Below are 14,380 nucleotides of genomic sequence, written 5' to 3'. Positions count from 1 at the left end.
TTGGTCAATTAGCATGAAAAACATCACTATTCTAGGTGCTACAGGTTCAATCGGTAGCAGCACCCTTAAGGTTATCGCGCAGAACCCATTGCGATACCGTGTGTTTGCTCTTGGTGCGGGTAGTAACCATGCTCAAATGTTTACCCTGTGCCAACAATGGCGGCCTAAATATGTCGCAATGGCGGATAAAGCGGCCGCTTTAATCTTACAAAAAGAGTTAGCAGCAGCTGGCTGTAAAACCGAGGTTCTAGCGGGAGAAGAAGGGCTTTGCCATATTGCCTCGCTACCTGAAGTTGATATGGTTATGGCGGCAATTGTGGGCGCTGCGGGCCTGTTGTCTACAATGGCGGCAGTGAAGGCAGGCAAGCGAGTGCTATTGGCCAATAAAGAAGCGCTGGTAATGTCCGGTCAGCTATTTGTGGATGCGGTGAAAGAGCATGGCGCTGAGCTTATGCCTGTGGACAGTGAACACAACGCTATCTTTCAATGTCTACCTCAGAGCATTCAAACTAACTTGGGTCACTGCGCTCTTGATGATGCCGGTGTGCATAAGATCTTATTAACAGGATCGGGTGGACCATTTCGCTACAGTGATATAGATAGCTTATCCTCGGTAACTCCAGAGCAAGCTATAGCCCATCCTAACTGGTCTATGGGCCCAAAGATCTCTGTAGATTCTGCCAGCATGATGAATAAAGGCCTAGAATATATAGAGGCTCGCTGGTTGTTTAATGCCAATAAAGATCACCTGCAAGTGGTTATTCATCCTCAATCTGTGATTCATTCAATGGTGCAGTACACCGACGGCTCGACACTTGCACAGATGGGCGAGCCTGATATGTGTACGCCAATAGCCTTGACGCTTTCTTATCCACAGCGCGTAGAAGCGGGTGTTAAGCCCCTAGACTTCACTGAGATGGGAGAGCTGACCTTTATCAAACCCGATTTTGCGAGATATCCGTGCTTGGAACTGGCAATTGAAGCTTGTTATAGTGGGCAACACGCGACAACGGCGTTGAATGCGGCAAATGAAGTCGCAGTGGACGCGTTTTTGCAACACAAGATAGCATTTACTGATATTGCGCGAGTAAATAGTGCTGTAATGAACAAGGTTTGTGCAACTGAGCAAGCCAACCAATTGGATAGCTTGGAAAGCTTGATAGAGCTAGATAGAATGGCGCGCATTCTCGCTCGCGAGCAACTGGGTTAAGGATAGACGTAATGACCTCCATATTATGGAATTTTGCTTCATTTATTGTTGCGCTGGGCATTTTGGTCGCAGTTCATGAATATGGCCATTTTTGGGTTGCCCGTAAATGTGGGGTTAAGGTTCATAAATTTTCTATCGGTTTTGGTAAATCTATCTGGAAAAAGATAGGTAAGACGGGAACCGAGTATTCTATTTCTGTGATTCCACTCGGTGGCTACGTCAAGATGCTTGATGGGCGCGTAGAAGACGTTGCAGAGCATGAACAAAATCAAGCCTTTGATAAAAAGAAGCTATGGCAGCGAAGCGCCATTGTTGCAGCGGGACCTGTTGCTAATTTCCTTTTTGCTGTCTTGGCCTATTGGCTAGTATTCCTGATTGGTATTCCAGCAGTTAAGCCTGTAATTGGTGAGGTAACTCCCAATTCTATTGTTGCTCAGGCTGGAATTCAGCAAGGCATGGAACTTAAGTCCATCGATGGCGTCAAAACCGCGGACTGGGAATCAGTTAACATGCGTTTGATTTCGCGCATTGGCGATGATCAAATGACGGTAACAGTGACTTCGCCAGAGGAAGTTGGCCAAGAACAGACTTTGGTTGTTGACCTTAACGGTTGGAACTTCAATCCAGAGAAAGAGTCCGCCATGGGCACGTTAGGCTTTAGGCCGTATTCTCCTGAGATTTTCCTAACGTTTGCTCACGTTCAAGAGGGCGGAGCAGCCGAGGAAGCGGGCCTTAAGGTTGGGGACACGGTTTTATCAGTGAATGATAACTCTGTGAGCGAGTGGCAAGACTTTGCTTCTATGATCCGCGATAATCCCGGCCTACCATTGCAGTTAGAGGTTAATCGCGATGGTATGACAGTACCCATCACTCTTACACCAGGTGTACGAGAAACCCGAGAGGGAGATATGGGCTTCGCTGGCGTATCACCTGAAGTGGGTGAATGGCCTGAAGAGTATCGATTTGACCTGAGGTTTGGTCCTGTAGAGTCTGTCGGTAAAGCGATTGAGAAAACTAAGCAGGTGATCTCTCTAACGCTAAGCATGTTGAAAAAATTAGTCGTGGGTGACGTAGGGTTGAACAACCTGAGTGGCCCAATATCTATAGCCAAGGGAGCTGGAGCGACAGCAGATTATGGTATAGCTTATTTTCTTGGCTTTTTAGCCTTAATAAGTATTAACCTAGGGATAATCAACTTGGTGCCACTGCCTATATTGGATGGCGGGCATCTGTTGTTTTTTGCGGTCGAAGCGGTGATTCGTCGCCCGGTACCAGAGAAAATTCAAGAAATGGGGTACCGCGTCGGTGGCGCAATTGTGTTTGCACTGATGTCTATCGCAATTTTAAACGATTTTATGCGACTGTAGTCCAACGGGACAAACAGCGTATTTTTATAGGAAGTTAGAAATCGATATGTCGCTAAAACGTATCCTGCTTACCGCGTTACTACTTGGAAGTAGTGCTGTTCACGGTGCAGAAAATTTTGTAGTTGAAGATATAAGAATCGAAGGTTTGCAGCGCGTTGCATTAGGTGCTGCACTATTGGAGATGCCTGTTCGTGTTGGCGATGATGTCGGCTCAAAGGATGTATCGGATATCATTAAATCTTTATACCGTTCTGGCAACTATGAAGATGTAAAGGTGTTGCGCGATGGCAATGTGTTGGTGGTTCGAGTTACAGAACGCCCTACTATTGCGAGTGTTTCATTCTCTGGCAACAAGGCCATTGAAGAAGAGCAGCTACAACAAAACCTAAATTCATCAGGTGTTCAAGTGGGTGAGGCGTTAGACCGCACTGCATTGAGTACTATAGAGAAGGGGCTTGAGGATTTTTACTACAGCGTGGGTAAATACAACGCGTCTGTACAAGCGGTTGTAACGCCTCTTCCTCGTAACCGTGCTGACTTGAAATTTGTCTTCTCTGAGGGCGTTTCAGCCAAGATCCAACAGATTAACTTCATCGGTAATACCGTCTATTCAGACAGTGATCTTTTATCGCGCTTTAACCTAAATGTTAACGTGCCATGGTGGAACTTCATGGCGGACGATAAATACCAGAAGCAAGTGCTAGCCGGTGACCTGGAAGCGCTGAAATCTTACTATCTGGATCAGGGCTACCTGAAGTTTAAGGTCGACTCTAGCCAGGTTGCTATCTCGCCGGATAAGAAAGGGGTATACATCACTCTATTCTTAGATGAGGGTGAGCAGTACAAGGTTGAAGACGTCGAGGTCCGTGGTGAGCTGATCGGTAAGCGCGAAGAATTTGAAGTGATGAACCCATTTGAGAAAGGCGATGTCTATAGTGGCGGCGCTGTGACTGGAATGGAAGAGTCAATTAAGCGAGTGCTAGGTGAAGCTGGTTACGCTTATCCTAACGTGCGCACCATCCCAGAATTTGATGACGAGAATAACACCGTATCTCTAGTAGTGAATGTAGAAGCGGGTAACCGTATTTATGTTCGCGACATTCGTTTTGTGGGTAACAACATCACCAAAGACGAAGTACTACGTCGCGAGATGCGTCAAATGGAAGGCAGCTGGCTGAACTCGAGAAACCTAGAAACAGGTAAGACTCGTTTGAACCGTTTGGGCTTCTTTGAAACCGTTGATGTTCAGACCGTTCGAGTACCAGGTACTGCTGACCAAGTGGACGTGGTGTACTCTGTGAAAGAAGCGAACTCAGGCAGTGTTAACTTTGGTGTTGGCTACGGTACTGAATCAGGTATTAGCTTCCAGCTTGGTCTTCAACAAGACAACTTCTTAGGTACAGGTAACCGCGTTGGTATCAACGCAATGACGAACGACTACCAACAAAATATTAGCTTGGAGTACCGTGACCCATACTGGAACCTTGATGGTGTGAGTCTGGGTGGTAAGATCTTCTACAACAAATTTGAAGCCTCGGAAGCAGGTATCGTCGACTATACCAACGAAAGTTACGGTGGTTCTTTGACTTGGGGTTTCCCATTTGATGAATTGAACTTCTTCGAGGTAGGCCTTGGCTATACGCACAACAGTTTGTCCAACCTTGACCCATACGTTCAGATTGAAAAATTCCTTCAATCTCAAGGTGATAACTACGATCCACTCAATAATACGTTAGATACAGACGATTTTGATGTTTCTCTGACATGGACGCGTAATAATCTAAACCGTGGTATTTTCCCAACTTCAGGTAACCACCAACGCCTGACGGGTAAGATGACGGTTCCTGGTTCTGATGCCCAGTACTTTAAAGTTCAGTATGATGCGAGACAGTACTTCCCACTAAACCAGAAGCAAACCTTTGCACTACTGCTACGTGGCCGCTTAGGTTATGGTAATGGCTATGGCAAGACTGACGGTAACGACAATCTGTTCCCATTCTATGAGAACTTCTATGCCGGCGGCTTTACCACGCTGCGTGGTTTTGGCTCCAACTCAGCGGGTCCAAAAGCCGTGTACAACGACCCAACAGGTTGTTCAGGCAATGGTGGTGGTAACAACCCATGTTACTCAGCAACAGATGAATCGGCGGGTGGTAACGCAACCATGTTGGGTAGTATCGAGTTGATTGTACCGACGCCATTTGCGGGCGATGAGTTCCGCAACCAGCTTCGTACCAGTGTCTTCTTTGATATTGCAAGCGTGTGGGATACCGAGTTTACTGATGTAGCTATTGATGAGAACCTACCGGGCTCTAAATACTACTACGACTACTCAGACCCGTTTGCATTCCGTGCTTCCGTTGGTGCTGCAATGCAGTGGATGTCTCCGATGGGACCATTGGTCTTCTCGTTGGCAACACCTATAGAAATTTATGAGGGTGACGATAAAGAGGTCTTCACCTTTACAATTGGTAGAACCTTCTAAACTTTGAGGAAAAAACTTTGAAAAAACTAATTAAAGCAGCAGGCCTGAGCCTTGTAGTACTCACTACATCTTTGGCAGCGCACGCGGCAGAAGCTGCGCAGAAGGTTGCATACGTGAATACCGCTCAGATCTTTCAAGAGCTTCCTCAGCGTGAGGCTGTTCTTAGAACTCTTCAAGATGAGTTCAAAGACAAGTCGGCTGAGCTAAAAGAAATTGAAGGAAAGATTAAGAGCAAAATGGATCAGGCACGTCGCGATGGCGAATTGCTTGGTGATGACGGTGTTCGTAAGCTGCAAATCGAAATCGCTGGTCTTGAGGCTGAATACAAGCTTAAAGGTCAAGCTCTAGAGCGTGACGGCAAGCGTCGTGAAGCTCAAGAGAAACAAAAACTATTTAAAGTTATCCAAGATGCAATCGGTGTAGTTGCCGAGCGTGAAGGTATTGATATGGTTGTAGATGCACAAGCTCTACAATACGCTAAACCTGAACTGGACCTTTCTCAAAAAGTAATCGACGAGCTTAAGTAATCGACTATGACAAAACTGACGCTAAAACAACTTGAACAAATCACGGGTGGCACACTGTATGGTGACCCAGATGCTACGATTTCTTCTGTGGCAGCGATGGATAAAGCAGTAGAGGGGCAAATGACCTTCCTGTCTAATCCTCGCTACAAGAAGCAACTGCCAGAGTGTAAAGCGTCAGTGGTCATGGTTAAAGAAAGCGAACGAGAGCATTGCGCTGGTAATGTTCTTGTTGTTGCCGACCCTTATGTGGCGTATGCCAAGGTGGCTCAAGCATTGAATAACGCTGAAGTACCTGCTGTAGGGATTTCTGCGTCGGCATTTATTGCAGATGACGTAACCTTAGGAAGCAACGTTTCAGTGGGCCCAAATGCTACTGTAGAATCGGGTGCAGTTCTTGGTGACAACGTCTGCATTGGCGCAGGCGCCTATGTTGGCAAAAATGCTAAAATCGGCGCAGGCACTTGGATGTGGGCGAACGCAACTATCTACCATCACGTTGAAGTAGGTGAGCGTTGTGTGTTCCACTCAAGCTCTGTAATTGGTGCTGATGGCTTTGGTTATGCAAACGAACGTGGCGAGTGGATTAAGATCCCACAAGTTGGTTCGGTAAAAATCGGCGATCGAGTCGAAATTGGTGCAAGCACTACCGTTGATAGAGGTGCCCTAGATGACACCATTATTGAAAGTAATGTGATTCTGGATAACCAACTTCAGATTGGTCACAACGTGCGTATCGATTACGGTTCTTGCATTGCTGGCGGTACTGTCGTTGGTGGTAGTACCCATATCGGCAAATATTGTATTATTGGTGGCGGTGCAGCCATCTCGGGACACTTGGAAATAGCAGACGGGACAATGATCTCAGGTCGAGCTATGATCCTTAAGAGTATCACTGAGAAAGGGGTATACTCCTCTGGTATGCCGGCACAACCTAATAGGGAGTGGCGCAAATCTGTTGCTCGCCTAAATAGGCTAGAAGACATGCTGAATCGCCTCGGCGAGATTGAAAAAAGGCTTGGCGAATAAAGTTAGCATTAAGGCCTGCAATAAGCAGGTCTTTTTAGTCTATAATTCTCAAATAAATTAAAGCGTTACATTAAAGGAACTGAACTTTGACTTCTGAAAAAAAGACCATGGATATAATGGAGATCCAATCACTTCTTCCACACCGTTACCCGTTTCTACTGCTTGATCGAGTAACCGATTTTGAAGAAGGTAAGTACCTGATTGGTTTGAAAAACGTGAGCTTTAACGAACCTCAGTTCCAAGGTCACTTTCCTCAACTACCTGTTTTTCCAGGGGTTCTTATCCTAGAAGCGATGGCTCAAGCAACTGGCCTACTTGCGTTCAAGACCTTTGGTGAACCAAAAGAAAATGAATTGTACTACTTTGCTAGTGTTGACCAAGCGAAGTTCCGTAAACCTGTTAGCCCTGGTGACCAAATGATCATCGAAGTAGAACTGTTGAAAAATCGTCGTGGTATCGCGATGTTCAACGGTGTTGCTAAAGTCGATGGTGAGGTTGTTTGTTCTGCAGAACTGAAATGTGCTCGTCGAGAATTCTAATATGATTGATCCTACTGCAAAAATTCACCCTACTGCAGTTATTGAAGGTAATGTAAAAATTGGTGCCAACACAACGGTAGGCCCGTTTACATACATCAGTGGCGATGTAGAGATTGGTGAAGACAACGAGATTATGTCTCATGTCGTAATTAAAGGTTTGACCAAGATTGGTAATGGAAACCGCGTGTTCTCTTTTGCTATTTTGGGTGAAGAAAACCAAGATAAGAAATATCAAGGCGAAGCCACGCAACTTATTGTTGGTGATCGCAATGTGATTCGTGAAAGTGTGCAAATGCATCGCGGCACGATTCAGGATAAAGGCATTACTCAAGTAGGTAGTGATAACCTATTTTGTGTCAACGCACACATTGCACATGACTGTGTGATTGGTGACAACGTTATCTTGGGTAACAATGCGACTCTTGCTGGTCACGTGAAGGTTCAAGATTATGTTATCTTGACCGCCTTGGTTCCGGTACATCAGTTCTGTACGCTAGGTGCGCATGCCTTTGTTGGTGGTGGCTCAACCGTAGCTCAAGATATCCCGCCATTTGTAATGGCACAGGGCAACCACTGTAGCCCAATCGGTATCAACTCTGAGGGCATGAAGCGTCGCGGCTTTGAGAAGCAAGATATTCTAGCTGTGCGTCGTGCGTTCAAAACACTGTATCGCTCAGGTCTAACCTTAGATGAAGCCAAAGAAGAGATTGCCAAATCAGCTGAGGAATACCCAGCGGTTAAGCAGTTTATGGACTATCTAAATAATGATGTTAATCGTGGCATCATTCGCTGATTTCAGTGTTTAGTTGACCCTCTAAAAGATCGCTGTAATGGGCGGTCTTTTTGTTTGTATATTTCAGGAAATACCTCAGGAGAGCCTAGTATGAGTCGACCATTGCGTATCGGTGTTGTTGTCGGAGAGTTGTCTGGAGACACTCTTGGCGAGGGTCTTATTAAAGGGATCCAGCAACGCTACCCTGATGCAGAATTTGTCGGTATCGCTGGGCCTAAGATGCAAGCCTTGGGGTGTCGCTCTCTGTTTGATATGGAAGAGCTTTCAGTCATGGGCTTGGTTGAGGTATTAGGTCGATTGCGTCGCATTCTGCACATTAAGAAAGAAGTGGCTAAGTTCTTTAAAGAATGGCAACCGGATGTATTTATCGGCATCGACGCCCCTGATTTTAATCTGCGTCTTGAGCTCGAGCTAAAAAATGCCGGCCTTAAAACCGTGCATTACGTCAGCCCATCGGTATGGGCATGGCGACCAAAGCGTATCTTCAAGATCGATGCAGCGACAGACCTAGTCTTAGCATTCTTACCTTTTGAGAAGGCCTTCTACGATAAATACAACGTGGCTTGTGAGTTTGTTGGGCATACACTTGCCGACGCCATTCCTTTGCATTCGAGTAAATCAGAGGCTCGCGAGCGTTTTGGTTTAGAGCAAGACAAGCGCTGGATAGCGGTATTACCAGGCAGTCGTCGCGGCGAGATCAAACTGATGGCAGAAGACTTCATTGGCGGCTGTAAATTGCTGCAAGAGAAGTACCCTGATATCGGCTTTATTGTTTCTGCTGTGAACCCAGCAAGACGAGCGCAATTTGAAGAGGCTTGGCAACAAACGGCACCTGAACTCGACTTTCAAATCATAGAAGAGAATTCAGCGCGCAATATTATGGCCGCGGCCGACTATATCTTGCTCGCTTGTGGTACAGCGGTACTTGAGGGTATGTTGGTCAATCGACCAATGGTCACCGCTTATAAAGTCAATAAGCTTAGTGGCTTTATCGCCAAGCGTATGATGCTGAATAAATACTACAGCTTGCCTAACCTCCTTGCTGATGAAGAGTTGCTCAAAGAGTTGATCATGGAAGAGTGTCATCCTCAAAATATCTTCGAGGCCATGCAAAATATTATCGATGGCGATACAACTTACATGACAGATAAATTCTCAGAGATGCACTCTTGGATCAAGCGTGATGCCGACAAGCAGGCAGCCAACGCAGTATTGAATTTGATAGGCAAGTAATATGGCTAAAGCAAAAGTAGAATTCCCCCCATTTGAATACCCAGCAGGGTATACCTTATTTGCTGGCGTGGATGAAGTAGGACGTGGTCCATTAGTAGGTGATGTGGTTACCGCTGCAGTGATCTTAGATCCCAATAACCCCATCGAAGGGTTAACCGATTCAAAGGCATTATCAGAGAAGAAACGACAAGCGCTTTTTCCTGAGATCAAAGAAAAGGCATTGGCTTGGTCTGTGGGGCGTTGCTCTCCAGAAGAAATAGACCAACTTAATATTCTACATGCGACTATGTTAGCAATGACCAGAGCCATTGAAGGTCTTTCAGTACAGCCTGATTTCGCCTTGATTGATGGCAATAGAGTGCCTGATTTGGCTATGCCTGGATTAGCGGTAGTTAAGGGTGATTTGAGGGTTGCACAGATAAGTGCCGCCTCTATCATTGCTAAGGTGGTGCGCGATGAAGAAATGATCGAGCTTGATAAAAAACACCCAGAATTTGGTTTTGCAAAACACAAAGGCTACCCAACCAAAGCGCACTTTGAAGCCATCGAACAACATGGCGTGATTGCAGAGCATAGAAAGAGTTTTAAACCCGTTAAACGAGCGCTGGGCTTAGAATAATCCCAACTCGAAACAACTTAATCCTAGAATTTGAATTCCTTCTCCCAAATAGAGATTAATGAACTAACGGAACAACAGAGTAATTATGACAGAGCCTAGGTTTATACATTTACGCGTCCACAGTGACTACTCCATGGTGGATGGCTTGTCTAAAGTGCCACCTTTGGTAAAAAAGGTAGCTGAGATAGGCATGCCTGCAATGGCGCTTACCGATTTCACTAACCTTTGTGGCTTGGTGAAATTCTATAACACCGCTCACGGCTCTGGTGTTAAGCCCATTATCGGTGCTGACTTCACAATGCAATCGGACGAGTTTGGTGATGAACTGACTCGTCTAACGGTTCTTGCTGCCAACAATCAAGGCTACAAAAACCTGACCTTGTTGATCTCAAAGGCGTACCTTAGAGGACACGTTCAACATCAGCCCGTCATTGATAAGGCGTGGCTTGCTGAGCTAAATGAAGGCTTAATCGTCCTTTCTGGTGGCAAGAGTGGCGAGGTAGGTAAAGCCTTACTCAAAGGCAATCATGACCTTGCAGCGCAATGTGTCGCGTTTTATCAGCAACATTTTCCAGATCGATTTTATTTAGAATTGACGCGAACAGGTCGCGTTGATGAGGAGAGCTATCTCCACTTTGCGCTTGAGTGTGCAGAGCAAACTCAGTTGCCTGTCGTGGCAACCAATGAAGTGGTCTTTGTGAACCAAGACCAGTTTGATGCCCATGAAATACGTGTGGCTATCCATGACGGTTACACCTTAGAAGACCCTCGTCGCCCTAAAAATTACAGTGCTCAGCAATACCTGCGTACTGAAGAGGAGATGTGTGAGCTCTTCTCTGATATCCCAGAAGCGTTGCACAACAGTGTTGAGATCGCTAAGCGCTGTAATGTTACCGTGCGCCTTGGAGAGTATTTTCTACCGAACTTTCCAACGGGTGATTTGACCATTGAAGACTTCTTGGTGCACAAATCCCAAGAAGGCCTTGAAGAGCGTCTAGAGTTTCTATTCCCTGATCCTGCTATTAGGCAGCAAAAGCGACCTGAATATGATGAGCGCTTGCAGATTGAGCTTGAAGTTGTTAACCAGATGGGCTTCCCCGGTTATTTCTTGATCGTAATGGAGTTTATCCAGTGGTCTAAGGATAATGACATTCCAGTGGGGCCAGGGCGTGGTTCAGGTGCCGGCTCATTAGTGGCTTACGCACTCAAGATCACTGACCTTGACCCGCTAGAATATGACCTGCTGTTTGAGCGATTCTTGAACCCTGAACGTGTCTCTATGCCCGACTTCGATATCGACTTCTGCATGGATAAGCGTGACCAGGTTATTGACCACGTAGCGGAGCTCTATGGGCGTGATGCGGTTTCGCAGATTATCACCTTTGGTACCATGGCAGCAAAAGCGGTTATCCGCGATGTAGGTCGTGTATTGGGTCACCCATACGGCTTTGTCGACCGAATTTCTAAGCTAGTACCGCCAGACCCTGGTATGACTCTGGCGAAAGCATTTGATGCTGAGCCGCAAATGGGGGAATTGTACGAAGCGGATGAGGAGGTTAAAGACCTTATCGATATGTGTCGCATCCTTGAGGGCTGCACACGTAACGCAGGTAAACACGCCGGTGGTGTGGTTATCTCTCCCACCACGATTACAGATTTTGCGCCTATCTACGCGGATGCTGAGGGACAATTTCCTGTTACTCAGTTTGATAAGAACGATGTAGAAACCGCAGGCTTGGTCAAATTTGACTTCTTAGGCTTGCGTACGCTAACCATCATCGACTGGGCTTTGGGGTTAGTGAATCCGCGCTTGGAAAAAAGCGGTCAACAACCCATTCGCATCGAGTCCATTCCACTAGACGATCCAGCTTCGTTTAGACTACTACAGAACTCTGAAACTACGGCAGTATTCCAGTTGGAATCCCGAGGTATGAAAGACCTTATCAAGCGTCTTCAGCCGGACTGTTTCGAAGATATTATTGCATTGGTAGCCTTGTTCCGCCCTGGCCCGCTGCAATCGGGTATGGTAGATAACTTTATCGACCGTAAGCACGGTCGTGAGGCCATCTCTTACCCAGATGAAACTTGGCAGCATGAGTCACTGAAAGAGACGCTAGACCCGACCTACGGCATCATTCTCTATCAAGAGCAGGTCATGCAGATCGCTCAGATCCTGTCAGGCTATACGCTAGGTGGGGCTGATATGCTTCGCCGTGCGATGGGTAAGAAAAAACCGGAGGAAATGGAAAAACAACGCTCCATCTTTAAAGAGGGTGCGGAGAACAACGGCGTCGATGGCGAGTTGTCGATGAAGATCTTCGACTTGGTAGAGAAGTTTGCAGGCTACGGTTTCAACAAATCGCACTCAGCGGCTTACGCTTTGGTTTCTTATCAGACTCTGTGGCTGAAGACGCATTATCCGGCAGAATTCATGGCCGCGGTAATGACCGCTGATATGGATAACACCGAAAAGGTTGTTGGACTAGTGGATGAATGTCTTCGCATGGGGCTTAAGCTGCTTCCGCCAGATGTGAACTCAGGCCTTTATCGCTTCAATGTCGATGAGACTGGTGCAATTGTGTATGGTATCGGTGCTATCAAAGGGGTGGGTGAAGGCCCTATTGAGAGTATCATCGAAGCACGAAATAAAGATGGGCACTTTAAAGACCTGTTCGACTTTTGTGCTCGCATCGATCTTAAAAAGTGTAATAAGCGCGTTATTGAAAAGCTGATACAGGCTGGTGCACTTGACCGCTTAGGCCCACACCGAGCCGCTATGATGGCTTCGGTGGATGCCGCAGTGAAAGCCGCAGGCCAATACCATCAGGCTGAGGCCTTTGGTCAGAGTGACATGTTTGGTGTATTAACTGACACCCACTCAGATGTAGAGCAGGCGTACGCTCAAGTTCCTGAGTGGCCAGAGAAGGTATGGCTAGAAGGGGAGCGCGAAACCCTTGGCTTGTACCTAACGGGCCACCCGATTAATCTGTACCTTCGTGAACTGGCTAAATACACCAGTTGTCGATTGAACAATGCGACTCCTACAAGGCGAGACCAATCGGTTACCCTAGCGGGTCTTGTTATTGCGGCTAAAGTCATGACGACTAAGCGAGGAACACGTATCGGTATTCTTTCTCTTGATGACCGTTCTGGCCGAATGGAGGTGATGCTTTTCTCAGATGTGTTAGAAAAGTATGCAGAATTGGTAGAAAAAGATAGAATTGTAGTGGTTTCTGGACAGGTCAGCTTTGATGATTTCAATGGTGGCCTTAAAATGACGGCGCGCGAGGTTATGGATCTTGGCCATGCCCGTGAAAAATACGCCTCAGGACTCAGTATTTCGATCTCTGAGTCTCAAATCGATGCCCAGTTCTTTGAACGCTTTAGTCGAGTGTTGGAACCGCATCGCGCTGGTACTATCCCAGTCAATATTTATTATCAACGTAGCGACGCAAGAGCTAAGCTCTCTTTGGGAGTGGAATGGCGAGTGACGCCAACCGATACGTTGATAGACGATTTAAAGCAGTTGCTTGGTAATGACCAAGTGGAACTCGAATTTAACTGATGACAGAACACGCTGTCTTCAGCTCAAAAGAATGAAGGAATGCTAGATGACTTTGAACTTTCTAGAGTTTGAAAAGCCAATTGCAGAGCTAGAAGCAAAGATTGAAGCCCTGCGCGATGTAAGTCGACACGGTGGAGAAGAGGGAGTTGATCTGAACAAGGAGATTGCTTCCCTTGAAAAGAAGAGCCTTGAGCTGAAGAAAAAGATCTTTGGTGATTTAGGTGCATGGCAGGTAGCTCAGCTAGCTCGTCATCCACAGCGCCCTTACACGTATGACTACATTGAGAACGTGTTCACTGAATTCGATGAATTGTGTGGTGACCGTGCGTTTGCTGATGACAAGGCTATCGTTGGTGGTATGGCTCGTCTAGATGGTCGCCCAGTGATGATCATCGGTCATCAAAAAGGTCGTGAAACCAAAGAGAAAGTGATTCGTAACTTTGGTATGCCTAAGCCGGAAGGCTACCGCAAGGCATTGCGCCTAATGGAAATGGCTGAACGCTTTAAGATGCCAATCATTACCTTTATCGATACTGCTGGTGCTTACCCTGGTGTGGGTGCAGAAGAGCGTGGTCAATCGGAAGCCATCGCAACTAACCTTAAAGTGATGGCAGGATTAACCGTTCCTGTTATCTGTAACGTTGTTGGTGAAGGGGGCTCAGGTGGCGCTCTTGCTATCGGTGTGGGTGACTATGTCAACATGCTGGAATACTCGACGTACTCGGTAATTTCTCCAGAAGGCTGTGCTTCAATCTTGTGGCGTGATTCAGATAAAGCTCCGCAAGCGGCTGACGCTATGGGACTAGTTGCTCCTCGTTTGAAAGAGCTTGGCCTGATTGATGAGATCATTTCTGAGCCTCTAGGCGGTGCGCATCGCGATCCTGTGCATACTGCAGAGAACGTGAAGAGCACGCTGATTGCTCAGCTTAAAGAACTAGAAGGTAAAAATAACGAAGAGCTTTTAGAGCGTCGTTATGACCGTCTAATGAGCTACGGCTACTGCTAATCTAGGCAAT

Annotated in this window: 11 protein-coding genes; all 11 read left to right on the top strand. The window is 46.6% G+C overall.

The annotated features are described in order from the left end of the window. Nucleotides 1–13: 13 nt before the first annotated feature. The 11 genes from ispC to accA all read left to right on the top strand — a co-directional run bounded on the left by ispC (nucleotide 14) and on the right by accA (nucleotide 14,370). Complete coding sequence (gene ispC, locus D5I41_RS18715; RefSeq protein ID WP_119011103.1) at nucleotides 14–1,210, top strand: 1-deoxy-D-xylulose-5-phosphate reductoisomerase; 1,197 nt, start codon at nucleotides 14–16, stop codon at nucleotides 1,208–1,210. An 11-nt stretch (nucleotides 1,211–1,221) separates the two neighbouring features. Continuing rightward, nucleotides 1,222–2,577 (top strand): sigma E protease regulator RseP, encoded by a 1,356-nt coding sequence (gene rseP / locus D5I41_RS18710; protein WP_119011102.1) that lies wholly within the window; start codon nucleotides 1,222–1,224, stop codon nucleotides 2,575–2,577. 46 nt (nucleotides 2,578–2,623) lie between these two features. Further along, a complete protein-coding gene (bamA, locus tag D5I41_RS18705; protein ID WP_119011101.1) occupies nucleotides 2,624–5,062 on the top strand; it encodes an outer membrane protein assembly factor BamA in 2,439 nt (812 codons plus the stop codon). A 17-nt stretch (nucleotides 5,063–5,079) separates the two neighbouring features. Next, nucleotides 5,080–5,589: an OmpH family outer membrane protein gene (locus D5I41_RS18700; protein WP_119011100.1), complete on the top strand. Its 510-nt coding sequence runs from the start codon at nucleotides 5,080–5,082 to the stop codon at nucleotides 5,587–5,589. 6 nt (nucleotides 5,590–5,595) lie between these two features. After that, nucleotides 5,596–6,615, top strand: a complete 1,020-nt coding sequence (gene lpxD, locus D5I41_RS18695) for a UDP-3-O-(3-hydroxymyristoyl)glucosamine N-acyltransferase (protein ID WP_119011099.1) — start codon at nucleotides 5,596–5,598, stop codon at nucleotides 6,613–6,615. 107 nt (nucleotides 6,616–6,722) lie between these two features. Beyond that, the gene (gene fabZ, locus D5I41_RS18690; RefSeq protein ID WP_186811078.1) at nucleotides 6,723–7,154 is read left to right on the top strand and encodes a 3-hydroxyacyl-ACP dehydratase FabZ; all 432 of its coding nucleotides are present in this window, start codon (nucleotides 6,723–6,725) and stop codon (nucleotides 7,152–7,154) included. Between the two features lies 1 nt (nucleotide 7,155). Beyond that, nucleotides 7,156–7,947, top strand: coding sequence for an acyl-ACP--UDP-N-acetylglucosamine O-acyltransferase (gene lpxA / locus D5I41_RS18685; RefSeq protein WP_119011097.1), 792 nt, complete (start codon nucleotides 7,156–7,158; stop codon nucleotides 7,945–7,947). Nucleotides 7,948–8,037: 90 nt separating this feature from the next. Continuing rightward, nucleotides 8,038–9,180 carry a lipid-A-disaccharide synthase gene (lpxB, locus tag D5I41_RS18680; protein WP_119011096.1) on the top strand — a complete coding sequence of 381 codons (1,143 nt, stop codon included), beginning with the start codon at nucleotides 8,038–8,040 and terminating at the stop codon, nucleotides 9,178–9,180. Between the two features lies 1 nt (nucleotide 9,181). Beyond that, entirely contained in the window at nucleotides 9,182–9,799 is a 618-nt protein-coding gene (rnhB, locus tag D5I41_RS18675) for a ribonuclease HII (protein WP_119011095.1), read from the top strand. A gap of 85 nt (nucleotides 9,800–9,884) precedes the next feature. Then, nucleotides 9,885–13,364, top strand: a complete 3,480-nt coding sequence (dnaE, locus tag D5I41_RS18670; RefSeq protein ID WP_119011094.1) for a DNA polymerase III subunit alpha — start codon at nucleotides 9,885–9,887, stop codon at nucleotides 13,362–13,364. Between the two features lie 46 nt (nucleotides 13,365–13,410). Continuing rightward, nucleotides 13,411–14,370: an acetyl-CoA carboxylase carboxyl transferase subunit alpha gene (gene accA / locus D5I41_RS18665; protein WP_119011093.1), complete on the top strand. Its 960-nt coding sequence runs from the start codon at nucleotides 13,411–13,413 to the stop codon at nucleotides 14,368–14,370. Nucleotides 14,371–14,380: the final 10 nt, after the last annotated feature.

Origin of the sequence: Vibrio superstes (assembly GCF_003569005.1) — a bacterium.
Classification (GTDB): domain Bacteria; phylum Pseudomonadota; class Gammaproteobacteria; order Enterobacterales; family Vibrionaceae; genus Vibrio; species Vibrio superstes.
Note: the sequence above shows the minus strand (reverse complement) of the source record. Positions and strands in the feature narration are given on the sequence as shown.